Below are 19,833 nucleotides of genomic sequence, written 5' to 3' on the forward strand. Positions count from 1 at the left end.
GTATCCACGGCGCGTCTGTCGCAACAGAGCGCGCCGGACGCCTCGGCCGGCCGATTTCTCCAAAACAAAAAGAACAGGTTTCCGAATGGCGGGCTGGAACGTACGCAAGCGCATCACGGTCGATCCGCAGGAACGCAGCCTGACCCGCAGTCTCAGCTGGCCGCACCTGGTGGCCATGGGCGTGGGCGCCATCGTCGGCACCGGCATCCTGACCCTGATCGGCATCGGCGCGGACAAGGCCGGCCCGGCCGTCCTGCTGTCCTTCCTGATCGCGGGCTTCGTCTGCGCCTGCGCCGCCCTGGCCTATGCCGAGATGGCCTCGACCATCCCCGCCTCGGGCAGCGCCTATACCTACAACTACGTCGTCATCGGCGAAGTCGTCGCCTGGGTCATCGGCTGGAGCCTGATCCTGGAATACAGCCTGGTGGTCAGCGCCGTGGCCGTCAGCTGGTCCGGCTATGCCGCGCCCCTGCTGCACGACTGGCTGGGCCTGCCCATGGCCCTGATGCAGGGGCCGCACGCGGGCGGCGTCGCCAACGTCCCGGCCCTGTTCATCATCCTCGTCATCGCCGGAATGCTGATCATCGGCACCCGCAAGAGCGCCACGCTGAACCTGGCCCTGGTGGTGGTGAAGCTGTCGGCCCTGGTGCTGTTCGTCTGGTTCGCCCTGCCCCATTTCAACGCCGCCAATCTGGAGCCCTTCAGCCCCTTCGGCTTCGGCCGCACCATGGGCGCGGACGGGGTCGAGCGCGGCATCATGGCCGCCGCCGCCATCATCTTCTCGGCCTTCTACGGCTTCGACGCCATCGCCACCGCGGCCGAGGAAACCCGCAATCCCAAGCGCGATCTGGCCATCGGCATCGTCGGCTCCATGCTGGCCTGCGCGGCCATCTACACCGTCATCGCCACGGCGGCGCTGGGCGCAACCTCCTTCACCCTGTTCGCCAACAGCCCCGAGCCGCTGGCCCTGATCCTGCGCGAGATCGGCCAGCCGGGCGCCGCCCATTTCCTGGCCGTGACGGCGGTGCTGACCCTGCCGACCGTCATCCTGGCCTTCTTCTATGGCCAGAGCCGCATCTTCTTCGTCATGGCGCGCGACGGCCTGCTGCCGCGCGGCCTGTCGCAGCTGTCGGCCAAGGGTGCGCCCCTGCGCATCACCCTGTTCACCGCCGCTGTGGTGGGGACCATCTCCCTGTTCTTCCCGCTGGACGAGATCGTCGCCCTGGCCAACGCCGGGACGCTGGTGGCCTTCAGCTCGGTGGCGCTGTGCATGTTGATCCTGCGCCGCCGCTCGCCGGATCTGCCGCGCGGGTTCCGCACGCCTATGGCCTGGATCATCGGCCCGATCGCCATCGCGGGCTGCCTCTATCTGCTGGCCAGCCTGCCGCAGAAGACCCAGATGTGGTTCCTGATCTGGAACGTCATCGGCGTCGGCGCCTATCTGCTGTACGGTCGTCGTTTCAGCGTCGCCCGTCGTGAGGCCGAACAGGCGGAACAGACCGCCGACTGATCCATACAGGGGGCGCTGCGACCGGCGCCCCCGCTAATCCGCAACCGGCCCAGGCGGCGCCGGGGGCCGCCTGCTATCCAGACGCCTCGCCCCGATGGCCGGATGGCGGAGCGGTTACGCGGCGGAGTGCATATCCGTCCAGCCTGGTTCGATTCCAGGTCCGGCCTCCATCGGGGCGCCCTGCCGTTCAGGAGCCGCCCCCATGCGCCGCCCCGCGCCCCCGATCGACGCTGTGGACTGGCTGAACACGCCCACCCCCGTTCATCTGGAAGACCTGCGCGGCAAGGTCGTCTGCATCGCCTTCCTGCAACGCCTCTGCCCCGGCTGCTCCCACTACGCCCTGCCGCAGGCCCGGCGCGTGGCCGAGACCTTCACCTCCGGCGAGGTCGCCGTTCTGGGCGTCCACAGCGTGTTCGAACATCACGACCAGCAGTCGGATCGCGCAGGCCTGACAAAGTGGCTGGCCGAGCACGGCTGTCGTTTCCCGGTCGCCGTCGACGCGCCCTCGGCCGATACGACAGCGCCGCGCACCATGACCGCCTTCAATCTTCAGGGCACGCCCAGTCTGGTGCTGGTCGACCGGCTGGGCCGGATGCGGATGCGCCGTTTCGGCCCCGTCTCGGACATGATGCTGGGCGCCGAGATCATGGCCCTGTTGCTGGAGCCCGCAACCCCCGCGTGAAAAGCCGCCCGTGCCTGCTTGCCCCAGCATCAAATGCTCATTTTATTGAGCACGCTGAACACGAAATCAGTGACTTAGGCCAAAACCATAAAGGGCTTGGCGCCTGATCCGTTATCGTGCCCACTATCCTGGACGGCGAACCAGAGGGGGATCGCCTTCACAGTGAGCCTAACGACATGGTCGCGCCCTTCCCCACGGATAAGGTCTTCATCGGCGGCGTCTGGCGCCCCGCAGGGGGCAGCGCGTCCCTGCCGATCGAGAACCCGTCGACGGGCGAGGTCATGGGCCGCCTCGCCGCAGGAACCGCCACCGACGTGGACGCCGCCGTCCGCGCCGCGCGCACTGCCTTCGACGGAGACTGGGGCCGAACCACCGCCGTCGAACGCGGCCGCATCCTGGCCCGCATGGGACGCGAGATCGAAGCCCGCATCGACATGCTGGCCGAGCTGGAAGCGCTGGACGTCGGCAAGCCGCTGAAGCAGGCTCGCAACGACGTCATAGCCTTGGCCCGCTACCTCGAATTCTATGCCGGCGCGGCGGACAAGCTGCACGGCGAGACCATTCCCTTCCAGGACGGCTACACCGTCTACACCCTGCGCGAGCCGCATGGGGTGACGGGCCACATCATCCCCTGGAACTATCCGATGCAGATCATCGGCCGCTCGGTCGTGGCGGCCCTGTGCGTCGGCAACGCCATAGTGCTGAAGCCTGCCGAGCAGGCGTCGCTGACCGCCCTTGCCTTCGCCCACGTGGCCGCCGACTGCGGTCTACCCGCAGGCGCGCTGAACGTCGTGACCGGCACGGGCGCCGAAGCGGGCGCTGCGCTGGCCGCCCATCCGGTCATCAGCCACCTGTCCTTCACCGGCTCGACCGGCGTGGGCGTCGCCATCCAGCAGGCGGCGGCGGTCAACGCTGTGCCGGTGACGCTGGAGCTGGGCGGCAAGTCGCCCCAGCTGGTCTTCGACGACGCCGATCTGGACAAGGCCCTGCCCTTCCTCGTCAACGCCGGGGTTCAGAACGCGGGCCAGACCTGCTCGGCCGGATCGCGCGTGCTGGTTCAGCGCGGCGTCTATGACAAGGTCGTGCGCCGCATGGCCGAGCGCTTCCGCGCCCTGACCATCGGCCCCGCGATGGACGACCGCGACGTCGGCCCGCTGGTGTCGAAGAAGCAGCAGGCCATGGTCGAGGGCTTCATCGACAAGGGCCGCGCCGACGGCCTGATCGTGGCTCAGGCGACGCTGGCCGACCTGCCGTCCGGCGGCGCCTATGTCGCGCCGACCCTGTTCGCCGATGTCGCGCCCGATCATCCGCTGGCGCAGCAGGAAATCTTCGGCCCCGCCGTCGTCGTCATCCCGTTCGAGACGGAAGACGAGGCGGTGGCCATCGCCAACGGCACCGATTACGGCCTCGTCGCAGGCGTCTGGACCGCCGACGGCGGGCGGCAGATGCGGCTGGCGAAACGGCTGCGGGCCGGACAGGTGTTCATCAACAACTACGGCGCGGCAGGCGGGGTCGAACTGCCCTTCGGCGGCGTCGGAAAATCGGGCCACGGTCGCGAGAAGGGGTTCGAGGCGCTCTACGCCTTCACCACCCTAAAGACCGTCGCGGCCCATCATGGATAGCGCAAGGGAGTAGCGTCTTGGAGGGGAACAGATCGAAGCGGCTGGAGGGCAAGCGAGCGATCGTCACGGGCGGAGCCTCCGGCTTCGGCGCCGGAATCGCGCGTCGCTTCGCCGAGGAAGGCGCCTGCGTCATCGTCGCCGACCTGAACGGAGATGCGGCCCGCGCCTTGGCCGCTGAACTGGGCGACGCCGATCTGGGCGTGAAGGTCGACGTGTCCAGCGCCGCCGACGTGGCTGCTCTGGCCGAAACAGCGAACCGCCTGCTGGGCGGCGTGGACATCGTGGTCAACAACGCGGGCGTCGGCCACACGCCCCAGCCGCTGGACGAACTGTCGGACGAAGCCTTCGACCGCATCGCCGCCATCAACATGCGCTCCATCTATCTGATGTCGAAGGCCTTCGTCCCGGCGATGAAGGCGCAAGGGTCCGGCGCCATCCTGAACATCGCCTCGACCGGCGGGGTCAGCCCCCGGCCCAACCTGACCTGGTACAACGCCTCCAAGGGCTGGGTCATCACGGCGACGCGGGCCATGGCGGTCGAACTGGCGCCCTTCCAGGTGCGGGTGAACGCGCTGAACCCGGTGGCGGGCGACACCCCCCTGCTGAAGACCTTCATGGGCGCCGACACGCCCGAGGTGCGGGCGAAGTTCCTAGCCTCCATCCCCATTGGCCGCTTCTCGACACCCGAGGACATGGGCGCCGCCGCCGCCTTCCTCTGTTCTGACGACGCCTCGATGATCACGGGCGTGGCGCTGGAGGTCGACGGTGGCCGCTGCATCTGACCGCGTGTTCAGGCTTCTGGTCCTGCCGGGCGACGGCATCGGGCCGGAGATCATCCGCGAGACCCTGCGCGTCGTCGACTGGGCCCGAAACGCCGGGCTGCGCATTGAACTGAGCGAGGCTCTTGCAGGCGGCGCCAGCATAGACGCCGTGGGCGCGCCCATCGCCGAAGACGTGGTGACGCAGGCTCTGGCGTCCGACGCCGTCCTGTTCGGCGCCGTCGGCGGGCCGAAGTGGGACCACCTGCCCCGCGCCCAGCGACCCGAGATGGGCATACTGCGCCTGCGTCAGGCGCTGGACCTCTACGCCAACCTGCGGCCCGCCGTCTGTTTCGACGAATTGCTGGACGCCTCGGCGCTGAAGCCCGAACTGATCCGGGGCCTCGACATCCTGATCGTGCGCGAGGCGACGGCGGGCGTCTATTTCAGCCTGCCCCGCGCCAACGAAGTCGCCCCCGACGGCCAGCGCCGCGCCTATGACACCCAGGCCTATACCGAGGCCGAAATCGCCCGCGTCTGCCGCACAGCGTTTGAACTGGCCCGCACCCGCCAGCGCCGCGTCTGCTCGGTGGACAAGGCCAATGTCATGGAGACAGGCGCCCTGTGGCGCGCCGTCGCGACCGAGGTCGCCGCCAACTATCCCGACGTGGAACTGTCGCACATGTACGCCGACAACTGCGCCATGCAGCTGGTCCGGCGTCCGGACCAGTTCGACGTCATCGTCACCGACAACCTGTTCGGCGACATCCTGTCCGACGCAGCGGCGGCCTTGACCGGATCGCTGGGCCTGCTGCCGTCGGCCTCCCTGTCCGGCTTAGGAGAAGGCGGCAGCAGCCGCGGCCTCTATGAGCCGATCCACGGCTCGGCGCCCGATATCGCAGGACAGGGCGTCGCCAATCCCATCGCCACCATCCTGTCCTTCGCCCTGTGCCTGCGCTGGTCGTTCGACCGCGCCGATCTGGCCGAGGCGCTGGAGCGCGCCGTGCGACAGGTCGTGTCCAGCGGCGTGCGCACCCCCGACATCGCAGAAGCCGGGGTCGCCCCTGTCTCCACCCTTCAGATGACCGACGCGGTTCTGGCCGCGCTGGACGCCCAGTTCGCGTGAGGATCAACCCATGAGCGCCCCCACAATGCAGACCGTCATGGACCTGATCGACGGCCGCACCGACGAACTGGTCGCCCTGACGCAGGATCTGATCCGCTTTCCCACCATCAACCCGCCGGGCGAGGCCTATCGCCCCTGCGCCGAATACGTGGGCGAGCGGCTGAAGAAGCGCGGCTTCACCGTCGAATATGTGCGCGGCGAGGGCTCGCCGGGCGACAGCGACCAGTATCCGCGCACCAACGTCATCGCCCGCTGGACCGGCTCTGAACCGGGGCCTTGCGTCCACTTCAACAGCCACATCGACGTGGTCGAGGTCGGGTCCGGCTGGACCGTCGACCCCTTCGGCGGCGAGGTGAAGGACGGTCGCGTCTACGGTCGCGGCGCCTGCGACATGAAGGGCGGGCTTGCCGCCTCCATCATCGCGGTCGAGGCCCTGATCGATTCCGGCCTGCCCCTGCCCGGCGCGCTGGAGATCTCCGGCACAGTGGACGAGGAATCCGGCGGCTACGGCGGCGTCGCCTATCTGGCCGAGCGCGGCTGGTTCTCCGAGCCGCGCGTCAACCACGTCATCATCCCCGAGCCGCTGAACGTGGACCGGGTCTGCATCGGCCACCGCGGCGTCTGGTGGGCCGAGCTCGAGACCAAGGGCCGCATCGCCCACGGCTCCATGCCCTTCCTGGGCGACTCCGCCATCCGCCACATGGGCGCGGTGATGGAAGAGTTCGAGAGCAAGCTCTATCCCGCCATGGCCGCCCGCCATTCCGACATGCCGGTCGTCCCTGAAGGCGCCCGCCAGTCTACGATGAACATCAACTCCATCCACGGCGGACAGGCCGAGGGCTTCGACGGCCTGCCCGCGCCCTGCGTCGCCGATTCCAGCCGCATGGTCATCGACCGCCGCTTCCTGATCGAGGAGACGCTGGAGGATGTGAAGGGCGAGGTGAAAGCCATCCTCGACGGACTGGCGGCCCAGCGCCACGGCTTCCGCTACGAGATGCGCGACCTCTTCCAGGTGGCGCCCAGCATGGCCGACCGCGACGGCCCCGTCGCCAGCACGACCGCCGCCGCCATCGAAACCGTGCTGGGGAAAAAGGCCCAGTTCGTCTGCTCGCCCGGCACCTATGACCAGAAGCACATCGACCGCATCGGCAAGCTGAAGGACTGCATTGCCTACGGCCCCGGCGTGCTGGATCTGGCGCACCAGCCGGACGAATGGGTCGGGATCGACGACATGACCAACTCGGCCAAGGTCATGGCCCGGGCGGCCTATGATCTGCTGACCCGCAAGCGGAACTGACAGGGTGGCGCGCGGCGATATGGAAGAAGAGAACATCATCGGCCCGCGCCTGCGCGCCCTTCGCGATCGCCTCGGCCTGTCGCAGCGCGCGCTGGCGCGCAAGGCGGGCGTGCCGTCCAGCACCGTCAGCCTGGTCGAGAGCGGCCGCACCAGCCCCTCGGTCGGCTCGCTGAAACGGCTGCTGGATGCGGCGGGCATATCGCTGGGCGACTTCTTCAGCTCCGAGTTCGAGACCCCGACCAAATACTTCTATCGCCACGACGAACTGACCGAGATCTCGCGCGGCGAGGTCTCCTATCGCCAGCTGGGGTCCAGTCAGGATTCCAGCCTGCAGATCCTGTACGAGACCTATCAGCCCGGCTCGGACAGCGGCCGGGTCATGCTGTCCCACGAGGGCGAGGAAGGCGGCATGATCATTTCTGGCCGTCTGGAAGTCACCGTCGACGGCCAGTCGCGGGTGCTGAAGGCGGGCGAAGGCTATCTGTTCCCCAGCGTCCTGCCGCACCGCTTCCGCAACATCGGCGACGCCCCCTGCGTGGTCATCAGCGCCTGCACGCCGCCCACCTTCTGACGGCGCCGTTGCGAATGATCGATATTCCGATCATTGGAATATTTTCCCTATATTGGACAGGTATATAGGCAAACGAAGAAACAGCCTTGCCCAAATTCGCCGTCAGGCGGCTACTGATCGCCGAGGGAAGAGGGTTTTTCGAGGCCGATCGTTGCAACTGCGTATAGATGCTGCATTGCACAAAGCATCGGCTACGGAGATAGTTCGGCGATCGGGCTGTCCCGGTCGCGACGGCTGAACGCGGCTTCAGACCGCGGCGGCCTCATGGGGAGGAAAGACGATGAATCGTCTGATGGTCAGCGTTTCCGCCGGGGCCCTACTGGCCCTGTCCGCCACCTCCGTCGCCGCGCAGCGCGCGTCCGACGACCCGACCGCCACCACGGTCGACGAGGTCATCGTCACCGCCCAGCGCCGCGAACAGGCGGCGCAGGATGTCGGCATCGCCCTCAGCGTTCTCAGCGGCGAAAGCCTGACGCAGCAAGGCGTCACCAACGTCAACCAGCTTCAGAACGCCACGCCCAATCTGGAGGTCGAGCCGGCCTTCGGCGGCGGCGCGGCCCAGTTCCGCATGCGCGGCGTCGGCTTTCAGGACTACGCCTCCAACAACTCGCCCACGGTCGGCGTCTATGTGAACGAGGTCGCCTATCCGGTCCCGGTCATGACGCAGGGACTGATCTTCGACATCGACCGGGTCGAGGTGCTGCGCGGGCCGCAGGGCACCCTGTACGGCCGCAACACCACCGGCGGCGCCATCAGCTTCGTCACCAAGCGCCCGACCGAGGCGCTGTCCGCTGGCCTGATGACCGAATGGGGCAGCCACAACCTGTTCCGGGGCGAGGGCTATGTTTCAGGCCCGCTGGCCGAAACCCTGCGTGGCCGTCTGGCCGTCTCGACTGAGCAAGGCGGCGCCTGGCAGCGCAACCGCGACACAGGCGAAAGCCTGGGCGACGCCGACCGCACCGGCGCCCGCGCCCTGCTGGAATGGACGCCCAACCAGACCTTCACGGCCCTGCTGGACGTTCACGGCGGCGTCGATAAGTCAGAAAATCAGGGCCTGTATCTGATCAGCGACCTGCACACCCGACTGGGGACTGGGCCGATCATCCCCGCTGACAAGGACCGCTCCAAGACCGGCTGGGGCCTGTCGCAGCGCTTCGCCGACGCCATCGGCCGCGACGTGAACGCCAAGCCGGGCCGGGACAACTCATCCTGGGGCGCCTCGCTGAACGCCAATCTGGCGCTGAAGGGCATGAGCCTGTCCAGCATCACCAGCTATGAGACGCTGAAACGCAGCGAATACGGCGACTGGGATTCCAGCCCTTCGGTCGAGGCCGATACCTTCTTCGGCAGCGACGTGGACGTGATTTCACAGGAACTGCGTCTGGCTTCGGACAACGACAGCCCCCTGACCTGGGTGGCCGGTTTCTACTATTCGAAACAGGACCTGCACGAGCGCTACTTCTCGGACTTCATCGACATCTACAACACCTATGCCCAGGTCACCTATGACCAGAAGGTCGAGTCCTGGAGCCTGTTCGGCCAGGCCGAATACGCCTTCGCCGAGCGATGGAAAGCCATTGTGGGCCTGCGCTACGAGGAAGAAACGCGCGAGTTGGAAGGCTTCGGCTCGGCCTTCGGCGGCGCCACCGCCCTGCCCCCGACCAGCGTCGACACCAAGATGACCCCGCTGACCGGCAAGGCGGCGCTGGAGTTCAAACCCGCCGACAACGTCCTGCTCTACGGCTCGGCCAGTCGAGGCGCCAAGTCGGGCGGCTTCACCACCTACAACACCGGCGACAGCAGCGGCATCGAGCCGTTCGACCCGGAAATCCTGTGGGCCTATGAACTGGGCTTCAAGGCCGACCCGTCGCGCGCGGTCCAGATCAACGGCGCGGCCTATTATTACGACTACAACGGCCAGCAGGTGCTGTCGGCCGTCTGCGGCGACAACGGCCCGGTCGGCCGCTTCACCAACGCCGATTCCAAGATCTACGGCGCCGAGCTTGAGGGCGTCTTCCGCCCCGCCGCCGGTCTGCGGATCAGCCAGAACCTCAGCTACAAGAAGGGCGAATACACCGACTTCATCGACCTGGACATCGGCGCCTGCCAGCGCACGCCGCGCGCCACGGTCCTGATCGACAAGTCGGGCGAGAAGATCCCCTTCCCCGCATGGTCCTACGGCGGATCGGTCAGCTACGACTGGACGGTCGGCGGCTTCGCCGTCACGGCCGAGGCCAACTACAGCTATCGCGACACATACCCGTCGTGGCTGGGCCAGAAATACGATGTCGAGTCCTATTGGCTGGCCAACGCCAGCGTCACCGTCGGCCCCGCAGACGCCGCCTGGTCCGTGGCCTTCTGGGCGCGCAACCTGTTCGATCAGGACTACGACCTGACGCGCAACTTCTTCACCAGCGCCGACATCGCCCAGCCCGGAACGCCCCGCACCATCGGCGCGCGGCTGACCCTGCGCTATTGACCGATCAGCCTGCTCAGTAAATCGAGCACGCAGATAAAATGTCGTTATTTATCTGCATGTTGATCCAGACAAGTAACAGTCTTCCCTTTCGCTGCGGTTCGGCCGCTACTGGCGAAAGACAGAGGATGACCGCATGACCGCTGCAAGCGCCGGCAAGGCCGCAAACGACCTTGATCCTTTCTGGATGCCGTTCACGGCGAACCGCGCCTTCAAGGCGCAGCCCCGCCTGTTCGCCTCGGCCAGGGACATGCACTACTTCACGCCGGATGGTCGGGCGGTGCTGGACGGCACCGCCGGCCTGTGGTGCGTCAACGCCGGTCACGCGCGCCAGCCGATCGTCGAGGCCATCCAGCGTCAGGCCGAGATTCTGGACTACGCCCCGACCTTCCAACTGGGCCACCCGCTGGCGTTCGAGCTGGCCTCGCGTCTGGGGATGTTGCTGCCCGGCGACCTGAACCACGTCTTCTTCGCGGGTTCGGGGTCAGAGGCGGTCGACACCGCCCTGAAGATCGCCCTCGCCTATCAATCAGCCAAAGGGTTCGAGAACCGCACCCGTCTGATCGGCCGCCAGAAGGGCTATCACGGCGTCGGCTTCGGCGGCATTTCCGTAGGCGGGCTGGAGAACAACAAACGCGGCTTCCCCACCCTGCCCGGCGTCGATCACCTGTCGCACACGCTGAATCTGGACGAGGCCGCCTTCACGCGCGGCCAGCCGGTCTGGGGCCTGCATCTGGCCGATGAGCTGGAGGCCCTGATCGAGACCCACGGCGCCGAGACCATCGCCGCCGTCATCGTCGAGCCCATGTCCGGCTCGGCCGGGGTGATCGTGCCGCCGATCGGCTATCTGGAACGCCTGCGCGAGATCACTGCGCGGCACGGCATCCTGCTGATCTTCGATGAAGTCATCACCGGCTTCGGCCGTCTGGGCGCCCTGACGGCGGCCGAGGCGCTGGGCGTCACGCCCGATCTGATGACCTGCGCCAAGGGTCTGACCAACGGCGCCGTGCCCATGGGCGCCGTGGGCGTCAGCAGCGCCGTCTATCAGGCCGTGGTCGAGGGCGCGGCCGGGCCGGGCATCGAGTTCTTCCACGGCTACACCTATTCCGGTCACCCGCTGGCGGCGGCGGCGGGGCTGGCCACGCTGGACGTCTATGAGAGCGAAGGCCTGTTCCAGCGCGCGGTCGAACTGACGCCTTACTGGCAGGACGCTGTGCACAGTCTGAGGGAGCTGCGCCACGTCATCGACATCCGCGATCTGGGCCTTGTCGCGGGCATCGAGCTGGAGCCGCGCCCCGGCGCGCCCGGCGCCCGCGCCACCGAGGTCTTCCATCAGGCGTTCGACGAAGGACTGCTGATCCGGGTGACGGCGGATGTCATCGCCCTGTCGCCCCCGCTGATTATCAGCCGGGAACAGATCGACGAACTGATCGGCCGCCTGTCAGGGATCATAGAAAAAACACCCTGATCAAGGGTGTCGAGGAGGGGGAATAAAATGAGAAAATACATATTGGCGTCGTCGGTCAGCCTGCTGACCCTGGCCGCCTTTTCCAGTGCAAACGCTCAAAGCGAGGCCCGTTCGGGGGATCAGGCCACGCGCGTCGATGAGATCATCGTCACCGCCCAGCGCCGCGAGCAGGCCAGCCAGGACGTAGGCGTCTCGCTCAGCGTCATTGGCGGCGAACAACTGGACGAAAAAGGCATCTCGGTCGTCAACGATCTGGAAAACGCCGTGCCCAACATGGAGGTCGACAGCCAGTTCGGCGGCGGCCAGCCCCAGTTCCGCATCCGCGGCATCGGCGCGCGCGAATATTCATCGAACAACGCCTCGACTGTCGGCATCTACGTCGATGAAGTGGCTCACCCCTATACGGTGACGACCCAAGGCGCGATGTTCGACATCGCCCGTCTGGAAGTCCTGCGCGGGCCGCAGGGCACCCTGTACGGCCGCAACACCACCGGCGGCGCCGTCAACATCATCACCAACGCCCCAACCGCCGACTTCCGCGCCGGTTTCAACGCCGAATACGGTTCCTACGACCATCTGAAGGTCGAGGGCTATGTCTCCGGCCAGATCGCGCCGAACCTGCTGGGCCGTCTGGCCGCCGTCACCGAACAGGGCGGCGCCTGGCAATACCACCGCGATACCGGCGAAAAGCTGGGCGACCTCGACAAGACCGCCATCCGCGGCCGCCTGACCTGGGACGCCAGCGACAGGGTCAGCGTCGACCTGAGCGCCACCTATTCGGTCGACAAGTCCGACGGCCGCGGTTTCCGCCTGCTTGGCCCGTACAAGGTCGCCGACGGCAGCGTGACCTATCCTGCGGACACCGCATGGCGCATCACCGGCTGGGGCATTTCGCCGGAAATGGCCGCCGTCGCCGGGGTCGGCCTGAACGCCAAGCCGTTCCGCGACAATGACGGCTTCGACATCAGCGCTCGTATCAAGGCTGACCTGGGTTGGGCCGACCTGACCTCCATCACGGCCTATCAGACCTTTTCGCGCAGCGAGTTCAATGACTGGGACAGCACGCGTTTCAACGAGTCGAATGTCTTCTTTTACAATGATATCGACGTCTTCGCTCAGGAACTGCGTCTGAGCTCAAACGGCGATGGTCCGCTCAGCTGGATGATCGGCGCCCACTATGCGGACGAGAGCATCGACGGCGGTTTCTACACCAACTTTCGCGGCAACCCGAACCTGATCAACACCGCCTATGGCCAGTCGGTGTCGGCTTTCGGCATCTTCACCCACAACTCCTATCAGGTGAACGAGCGCCTGAACCTGATCGCCGGCCTGCGCTGGGAGACAGAGGAACGCACGCTCGACAGCGGGGGCACGGTCGTCGCGCCCAATCCGCCGCCGCCGACGATCAGCTACGATACCGACCTCAACGAAGTCTCGGGCCGTCTGGGGCTGGAGTATAAGGTCACAGACGACGCCCTCTTCTACGCCAGCGTGGCGCGCGGGGTGAAGTCAGGCGGTTTTACGACCTATAACGCCACCTCGGCCACGCCGTTCAAACCTGAAATCGTCATCGCCTATGAAGCGGGCATCAAGTCGGACCTGTTCGACCGCCGCCTGCGCATGAACGGCGCCCTGTTCTACTATGACTACAAGGATCAGCAGGTTCAGGGCCTTGAGTACGACAGGGATACAGGCCGCCTCGGCAAGATCACCAATGTGCCCAAGTCGCACATCTGGGGCGGCGAGATCGAGCTGACATGGATCCCGGTCGACGGTCTGACCATCAGCCAGAACATCGGCTACAAGACCGGCGAATATGACGAATACAACGCCATCGACGGCGCCAAGACCGACGCCGCCAACCCGCCGGACGGTCCCTGGGACATCATCATCACCAATGATCGCTCTGGCGAACGCCTGTCCTTCCCCAAGATGAACTATGGCGGCTCGGTCTCCTATGACTGGGAGACGTCAGGGTGGGAGCTGCGCGCCGAAACCAACTACAACTATCGGGACGAGCTGTATTCGGTCAGTTCCTCGTCGATCATCGACGCCTACTGGCTGTGGAACGCCAACTTCAGCGTCAGCCCGGCGGGCGCCAACTGGCGGGCGGGGCTGTGGGTGCGGAACATGTTCAACACCTACTACGAAGAGACGCGCAACGGGTTCAACGGTTCGGCCCGTCCGACCACCTCGCCCAGCCAGGGCCGCACCTTCGGCGTGCGGCTGTCGATGGACTTCTGAGGCTTCTCCCCGAGCAGGGCGGGCCGGTTCCGGCCGGTCCGTCCTGCGTCTTTTGCTGATGGTATGATGGCTTATTCTGCTTCCCGCCTTGATCGCCGCGCCCTGCTGACGGGTCTGGTCGTCGCGCCCGCCGTGCTGAGTTTCGGCCGTGCGCAGGCGGGCGGCGCCTATCTGTTTCCGCTGGGCGTCGCCAGCGGCGATCCCGCGCCGGACGGCTTCGTCATCTGGACCCGACTGGCTGCCGATCCCTTGGCCGCCGACGGTCTGGGCGGCCTCGACGCCGCGATCCCCGTGCGCTGGGAAGTCGCCGCCGACGACCAGTTCCGCCGCATCGTCGCCTCAGGCAGCGTGACCGCCGCCCGCGACGCCGCCCACAGCCTGCACGTCGAGGTGTCGGGCCTGACGCCCCACCGCCCCTACTGGTACCGCTTCACCGCACAGGGCCAGCAGAGCCCGATCGGCCGCGCCCTGACCACCCCCGCCCCCAACGCCAGCGCGGATCGCCTGCGTCTGGCCGTCGCCTCCTGCTCGCACTGGGAGCGCGGCTATTTCAGCGCCTATGGCCATATGGCCGACGAAGCGCCGGACATGACCCTGTTTCTGGGCGACTACATCTATGAATACACCCTGCTGCCGGACCGTGCGGCCGAGGTGGTGCGCCCCTATAATCTGGAAGAGGCGACGACGCTGGCGGGCTATCGCAACCGCTACGCCCTGCACAAGACGGACGCGAACCTGCAGCGTCTGCACGCCGTCGCCCCCTGCGTCGCCATCTGGGACGACCATGAGGTTCAGGACGACTATTCCGGCGTCTGGTCCAAGATTTCAGGCGTCGCGCCCAATGACTTCCTCCAACGCCGCGCCGCCGCCTATCAGGCCTTCTATGAAGCCATGCCGATCCGCCGCACGCGCCTCAACGCCGCCCTGCAGATGCCGATCTATCGCCGCGTCCGCTATGGCAAGCTGGCCGAGTTCTTCATGCTGGACGGCCGCCAGTACCGCTCGAAACAGCCGTGCAGCGAGGGCGAGAACGGCGGCAAGGGCCAGATCGTCAGCGACGCCACCTGCACCGACCGGCTGGACCCGTCACGCACCTTCCTCGGCTTCGATCAGGAGCGCTGGCTGTATGACGGCCTGGCCCGCGCCGATGCGCGCTGGAACATTCTGGGCCAGAATCTGGTGATGGCGGGCCTGCGTCTGGCCCGCAGCCCGGCCGATGAAAACCGCTACTGGACCGACACCTGGGACGGCTTCCCCGCCGCCCGCGACCGCCTGACCGGCGCCCTGTCCGAGCTGAAGCCGTCCAACCCGGTAGTGCTCAGCGGCGACTACCACTCCTTCTGGACCAATGACGTGAAGCTGGACAGCCGCGACCCGTCATCGGCCACCGTGGCGACCGAGTTTGTCGGCACCTCCATCACCTCGACCGGCCCCAGCTACGACGGACTGATGGCCGTCATGCCCAATAATCCGCAGGTGAAGTTCTTCGACAGCCGCCCGCGCGGCTATATGTCGATCGACGTGCGCCCTGACCGCATGGATACGCGCTATCAGGTCATCAGCGACGTGCGCGACCCCAAGGCCAGCCTGTCGACCCTGAAATCCTGGACCGTTGAATCGGGCCGCCCCGGCGCCGTCGCCGCATGATCCTTTCTACCCGGAGTTTTTCCATGACCACCTCGCGCCGCTCTTCTTCCCTCATCGCGATGAGCCTCGCTCTCGCGCTCGGCGGAGCGTTGAGCGGCTGCGCCGGAGCCGTGTCCACTCAGACGGCGGCGACTGCGCCCGTGACCTTCTGGGAGGGTTTCCGCGACCATCCGCACGGTTATCTGACGGCCGAGAATACGCCCAACGCCGCCAACTTCCTGCCGCCGCCGCCCGAGGAAGGCTCGCTGCGTGAACAGGCCGACATCGCCGCCTATCGCGCCATGCGGTCGCTGGAAGGCTCCGAGCGCTGGGCCATCGCACGCGCCGACAATGAGATCGAAACGCCCGGCGCCCCGCGCGCCTTCGCCTGCGCCCTCGGCTTCAGGTTCGAGCCAGAGAAAATGCCGACGCTGACCCTGCTGATGGGCAAGATGCTGGGCGATCTGGAGATGATCCAGACCCCGGCCAAGAAGGGCTATTTCCGCAAGCGCCCCTTCGTGGTCGAGCCTCTGCCCACCTGCATCGCACCTGAGACTTGGCTGGCGGCCAGCGGCTCCTATCCGTCGGGCCACTCGGCGCTGGGCTGGGCCTGGTCGCTGGTGCTGGCCGAACTGGCGCCCGACCGCGCCGATCAGATCCTGCGACGTGGACTGGCCTATGGCGAAAGCCGCGCAGTGTGCGGCGTCCACTATGTCAGCGACGTCGAGGCGGGCCGCATCGTCGGCGCGACCATCGTCACCCGGCTGAAGGCCGATCCGGCGTTCCAGGCCGACTTCGCCAAGGCCAAGGAAGAGTTCGACGCCGCCCGCGCCGCCGCGACAGAGGCGACCGCCGCCTGCCCCGCTTCACTGGCGCGCCAGCCGTGGTGAGGCGCGCTTAATCCATGGCGTGAGTGCAAATCCATGACGTAGGCTGACGAAGATCGGCCGCGTCGCAAGGGGGAGATCGAGGGACGGTGACGAAGACAGGGGCGACACGCGTCGCGACAGCATCCCGACGGCGCAGCCGGAACGGCGAGCTTCGGCCCGGCCTGATCACGCTCGCGCTGTCGCTGGCCCTGTGCGTCGTCTGGGGCCTGACGGCGCCGCAGGTTCAAGCACAAGCGCCTCGCGACCGCCTGATCCTCGGCCTGCCGCTGGAGCCGCCGAACCTCGACCCGACCTCGGGCGCGGCGGCGGCGGTGGATGAAGTCGTCTACGCCAACGTCTTCGAAGGCCTGACCCGGCTGACCCAGAACAGCGCCGTCGCCCCCTCGCTGGCCGAGTCGTGGGAGGCCGCGCCCGACGGCCTGACTTGGACTTTGCACCTGCGGCGCGGCGTGACGTTTTCGGATGGCGCGCCGTTCGACGCCGCCGTCGCCAAATTCTCTCTCAACCGCATCACCGCCAAAGACTCGACCAACGCGCAGAAGGCCCTGTTCGAGCCGATCAGCAACGTCGAGGTCGTCGATCCGGCCACCCTCCGCATCCATCTGTCCCGCCCTATGGCGACCCTGCCCTATGTTCTGGCATGGGGCGACGCAGTGATGGTGTCGCCGAACAGCGCCGCGACCAACGCCGTCACCCCCATCGGCACCGGCCCGTTCAAACTGCAGAGCTGGCAGCGCGGCAGCCAGCTGACACTGATCCGCCGCGACGGCTACTGGGGCCCGGCGCCGCGCCTGAACACCGTCGTCTTCCGCTTCATCAGCGACCCGACCGCCGCCTTCGCCGCCGTCAGCGCCGGCGACGTGGACGCCTTCCCCAACTATCCCGCGCCGGAAAACGTGGCCCAGTTCCAGCGCGACCCGCGCTTCCGCGTCGTCGTCGGCGCCTCGGAAGGCAAGGTCATTCTGGGCATCAACAACACCAGGGCGCCGTTCAACGACGTGCGGGTGCGCCGCGCCCTGTCCTACGCCATCGACCGCGACGCCCTGATCCAGGGCGCCATGTTCGGCTTCGGCCAGCCGATCGGCAGCCACTATTCGCGTCAGGCGCCGGGCTATGTCGATCTGACCGGCCTGTCTCCGCACGACCCGGCCAAGGCGCGGCAACTGCTGGCCGAAGCGGGCTATCCCAACGGCATCGACGTGACCCTGCGTCTGCCGCCCCGCCCCTACGCCCGGCGCAGCGGCGAGGTGCTGATCTCGCAACTGGCTGAAGCGGGCATACGCGCCAGGATCGAGAATCTGGAGTGGGCCCAGTGGCTGGATCAGGTGTTCAAGCGCCGCCAGTTCGACCTGACCATCGTCGAGCACGTCGAGCCGATGGATTACGACATCTATGGCCGCAAGGACTACTATTTCGGCTACGACAGCCCCGCCTTCGACGCCCTGTTGGCCGAGGTCAACGCCGCCCCAGACGAGCCGACGCGCAACCGCCTGCTGGGCGACCTGCAACGCCGCATCGCCGACGACGCGGTCAACGGCTTCCTGTTCCAGTCCTCGCGCGTCGGCGTGTGGAAGGCGGACGTCAACGGTCTGTGGATCAACGGCCCCATCGCCGCCAACGACGTCACCGGCGCCTACTGGACCGGCGCGGGCGCAGCGGGCGCAGCGACCGCCGAACGCACCGGCGGCGCCCTGCCCTGGGGTTGGATCAGCGTGATCGCGGGCGCCGTCCTGCTGGCCTTCGTCGCCTGGCGCTTCGGCCCGGCCTGGCTGCTGAAGAAGCTGGGCGGCCACGCCCTGACGCTGCTGGCGGCCACCGTCGTCATCTTCCTGCTGCTGCAGGTCGTGCCCGGCGATCCGGCCAGCTATATGATGGGGCTGAACGCCAGCCCGGAAAGCATCGCCGCCCTGCGTCAACAGATGGGCCTCGAAGGCTCGGGCCTTGAGCGCTACTTCGCCTGGCTCGGCGACCTGCTGACCGGCAAGTTCGGGACCAGCTACACCTATCAGGTGCCGGTCGGCGGCCTGATCGCCGAACGTCTGGCCGTGTCCGCGCCGCTCGCCCTGATGGCCACCGTCCTGTCGCTGCTAGTCGCCCTGCCCATCGGCGTCACCGCCGCCAGCCGGCGCGGCACCGCCGTCGACACCGGCCTGATCGGCGTGACGCAGGTCGGCGTCGCCCTGCCCAACTTCTGGATCGCCATGCTGCTGATCCTGCTGTTCTCGGTGAACCTGGGCTGGTTCTCGGCGGGCGGCTTCCCCGGTTGGAACAGCGGCTTCTGGCCCGCCTTCAAGGCCCTGATCCTGCCCGCCGTGGCGCTGGCAGCGCCGCAGGCCGCCATTCTGGCCCGGGTGCTGCGCACCGCCCTGCTCGACACCATGAACGAGGACTATGTCCGCACCGCCCGCGCCAAGGGCCTGTCGGTCAATCAGGCCCTGTGGCGGCACGCCCTGCGCAACGCCTGGATCCCCATCCTGACCATCCTCGGCCTCCAGTTCCCCTTCCTCTTGGCAGGCGGCATCATCATCGAGAACGTCTTCTCCCTGCCCGGCTTGGGCCGTCTGGTCTTCCAGGCCATCACCCAGCGCGACCTGATCGTGGTGCAGAGCGTGGTCGTGGTGCTGGTCTTCGCCGTGGTTGTGGTCAGCTTCCTGATCGACCTCGCCTATCTGTTCGCTGATCCGCGTCTGAGGGGACGCCGCGCATGACCGACGCCCCCCCCGTTATCGCCCCCGCCAAGCCCCGCATGCGCTGGCCCCTGTCCCTGATCGTCGGCGCCACGCTGACCGCCGTCGTGCTGGCGACCGCCCTGCTGGCCCTTGTCTGGACGCCCTATGACGTCGAGGCGGTGGATATCGCCGCCAAGCTGACCGCCCCGTCCGCCGCCCACTGGATGGGCACGGACCATTTCGGCCGCGACGTGCTGTCGATGATCATGGCAGGCGCGCAGAACTCCCTCGTCGTGGCCTTTGTCGCCGTCGGCATCGGCGTCGGGATCGGCGCGCCGCTGGGTCTGACGGCGGCGGCTCGCGGCGGCTGGATCGACGAACTGGTCATGCGCGGCAACGACCTGATCTTCGCCTTCCCCGCCCTGTTGCTCGCCGTGATGATCACCGCCGTCATGGGACCGGGCGCGATCAACGCCGTCATCGCCATCGGCGTCTTCAACATCCCCGTCTTCACCCGCGTCGCGCGCGGCGCGGCGCAAGGGTTGTGGACCCGCGAATACGTCCTGGCCGCCCGCACGGCGGGCAAGTCCAGGGCCCTGATCTCGCTCCAGCACATCCTGCCCAATCTGATGAGCCTTCTGGTCGTGCAGGCCGCCATCCAGTTCGCCGTCGGCATCGTCGCCGAGGCGGGGCTATCCTACGTCGGCTTGGGCGCCCAGCCGCCCGCGCCCAGCTGGGGCCGGATGCTGGCCGAGGCCCAGACCATGATCGGTTTCGCGCCATGGCTGGCGATCATGCCGGGCCTCGCCATCTTCGTGACCGTGCTGGGCCTCAGCCTGACCGGCGACGGCCTGCGCGACCTGTTCGACCCACGCGTGCGGCGGGAGCGTTGAC

The 19,833-nt window shown here is 67.3% G+C and carries 14 protein-coding genes and 1 tRNA gene; all 15 read left to right on the forward strand.

Going from position 1 to position 19,833, the window contains the following annotated elements; translation table 11 throughout:
• Positions 1-85: 85 nt before the first annotated feature.
• The 15 genes from ABE454_RS08165 (at position 86) to ABE454_RS08235 (ending at position 19,832) form a co-directional block, all read left to right on the forward strand.
• The gene (locus ABE454_RS08165) at positions 86-1,510 is read left to right on the forward strand and encodes an amino acid permease (protein ID WP_346530780.1); all 1,425 of its coding nucleotides are present in this window, start codon (positions 86-88) and stop codon (positions 1,508-1,510) included.
• Positions 1,511-1,606: 96 nt separating this feature from the next.
• Positions 1,607-1,680: transfer RNA gene (locus ABE454_RS08170), tRNA-Cys, on the forward strand.
• Positions 1,681-1,712: 32 nt separating this feature from the next.
• Positions 1,713-2,192 (forward strand): redoxin family protein, encoded by a 480-nt coding sequence (locus ABE454_RS08175; RefSeq protein ID WP_346530782.1) that lies wholly within the window; start codon positions 1,713-1,715, stop codon positions 2,190-2,192.
• A 176-nt stretch (positions 2,193-2,368) separates the two neighbouring features.
• Positions 2,369-3,814 (forward strand): aldehyde dehydrogenase family protein, encoded by a 1,446-nt coding sequence (locus ABE454_RS08180; RefSeq protein WP_346530783.1) that lies wholly within the window; start codon positions 2,369-2,371, stop codon positions 3,812-3,814.
• Positions 3,815-3,831: 17 nt separating this feature from the next.
• A complete protein-coding gene (locus tag ABE454_RS08185; protein ID WP_346530784.1) occupies positions 3,832-4,596 on the forward strand; it encodes a glucose 1-dehydrogenase in 765 nt (254 codons plus the stop codon).
• A gap of 4 nt (positions 4,597-4,600) precedes the next feature.
• Positions 4,601-5,698 (forward strand): 3-isopropylmalate dehydrogenase, encoded by a 1,098-nt coding sequence (leuB, locus tag ABE454_RS08190; protein ID WP_346530910.1) that lies wholly within the window; start codon positions 4,601-4,603, stop codon positions 5,696-5,698.
• Positions 5,699-5,708: 10 nt separating this feature from the next.
• Entirely contained in the window at positions 5,709-6,995 is a 1,287-nt protein-coding gene (locus tag ABE454_RS08195) for an acetylornithine deacetylase/succinyl-diaminopimelate desuccinylase family protein (protein WP_346530785.1), read from the forward strand.
• 4 nt (positions 6,996-6,999) lie between these two features.
• Positions 7,000-7,566 carry a cupin domain-containing protein gene (locus tag ABE454_RS08200; protein WP_128116461.1) on the forward strand — a complete coding sequence of 189 codons (567 nt, stop codon included), beginning with the start codon at positions 7,000-7,002 and terminating at the stop codon, positions 7,564-7,566.
• A 280-nt stretch (positions 7,567-7,846) separates the two neighbouring features.
• Entirely contained in the window at positions 7,847-10,045 is a 2,199-nt protein-coding gene (locus tag ABE454_RS08205; RefSeq protein ID WP_346530786.1) for a TonB-dependent receptor, read from the forward strand.
• A 133-nt stretch (positions 10,046-10,178) separates the two neighbouring features.
• Positions 10,179-11,510 carry an aspartate aminotransferase family protein gene (locus ABE454_RS08210; RefSeq protein WP_346530787.1) on the forward strand — a complete coding sequence of 444 codons (1,332 nt, stop codon included), beginning with the start codon at positions 10,179-10,181 and terminating at the stop codon, positions 11,508-11,510.
• Between the two features lie 27 nt (positions 11,511-11,537).
• The gene (locus tag ABE454_RS08215; RefSeq protein WP_346530789.1) at positions 11,538-13,754 is read left to right on the forward strand and encodes a TonB-dependent receptor; all 2,217 of its coding nucleotides are present in this window, start codon (positions 11,538-11,540) and stop codon (positions 13,752-13,754) included.
• Between the two features lie 63 nt (positions 13,755-13,817).
• Positions 13,818-15,401, forward strand: a complete 1,584-nt coding sequence (locus ABE454_RS08220) for an alkaline phosphatase D family protein (protein WP_346530790.1) — start codon at positions 13,818-13,820, stop codon at positions 15,399-15,401.
• 23 nt (positions 15,402-15,424) lie between these two features.
• Entirely contained in the window at positions 15,425-16,270 is an 846-nt protein-coding gene (locus tag ABE454_RS08225; protein WP_346530792.1) for an acid phosphatase, read from the forward strand.
• An 86-nt stretch (positions 16,271-16,356) separates the two neighbouring features.
• Positions 16,357-18,978, forward strand: a complete 2,622-nt coding sequence (locus ABE454_RS08230) for an ABC transporter substrate-binding protein (protein WP_346530793.1) — start codon at positions 16,357-16,359, stop codon at positions 18,976-18,978.
• Complete coding sequence (locus tag ABE454_RS08235; RefSeq protein WP_346530794.1) at positions 18,975-19,832, forward strand: ABC transporter permease; 858 nt, start codon at positions 18,975-18,977, stop codon at positions 19,830-19,832. Before ABE454_RS08230 ends, ABE454_RS08235 begins: the two co-directional genes overlap by 4 nt.
• The last annotated feature ends 1 nt before the right edge of the window (position 19,833 follow it).

It is taken from the genome of Brevundimonas diminuta (genome assembly GCF_039673845.1).
Taxonomy (GTDB): domain Bacteria; phylum Pseudomonadota; class Alphaproteobacteria; order Caulobacterales; family Caulobacteraceae; genus Brevundimonas; species Brevundimonas diminuta_E.

Excerpts from the sequence above, each read along its gene's own strand:
- ABE454_RS08165 (WP_346530780.1), top strand. The coding sequence starts at position 86 with ATGGCGGGCTGGAACGTACGCAAGCGCATCACGGTCGATCCGCAGGAA.
- ABE454_RS08175 (WP_346530782.1), top strand. The coding sequence starts at position 1,713 with ATGCGCCGCCCCGCGCCCCCGATCGACGCTGTGGACTGGCTGAACACG.
- ABE454_RS08180 (WP_346530783.1), top strand. The coding sequence starts at position 2,369 with ATGGTCGCGCCCTTCCCCACGGATAAGGTCTTCATCGGCGGCGTCTGG.
- ABE454_RS08195 (WP_346530785.1), top strand. The coding sequence starts at position 5,709 with ATGAGCGCCCCCACAATGCAGACCGTCATGGACCTGATCGACGGCCGC.
- ABE454_RS08205 (WP_346530786.1), top strand. The coding sequence starts at position 7,847 with ATGAATCGTCTGATGGTCAGCGTTTCCGCCGGGGCCCTACTGGCCCTG.
- ABE454_RS08210 (WP_346530787.1), top strand. The coding sequence starts at position 10,179 with ATGACCGCTGCAAGCGCCGGCAAGGCCGCAAACGACCTTGATCCTTTC.
- ABE454_RS08215 (WP_346530789.1), top strand. The coding sequence starts at position 11,538 with ATGAGAAAATACATATTGGCGTCGTCGGTCAGCCTGCTGACCCTGGCC.
- ABE454_RS08220 (WP_346530790.1), top strand. The coding sequence starts at position 13,818 with ATGATGGCTTATTCTGCTTCCCGCCTTGATCGCCGCGCCCTGCTGACG.
- ABE454_RS08225 (WP_346530792.1), top strand. The coding sequence starts at position 15,425 with ATGACCACCTCGCGCCGCTCTTCTTCCCTCATCGCGATGAGCCTCGCT.
- ABE454_RS08235 (WP_346530794.1), top strand. The coding sequence starts at position 18,975 with ATGACCGACGCCCCCCCCGTTATCGCCCCCGCCAAGCCCCGCATGCGC.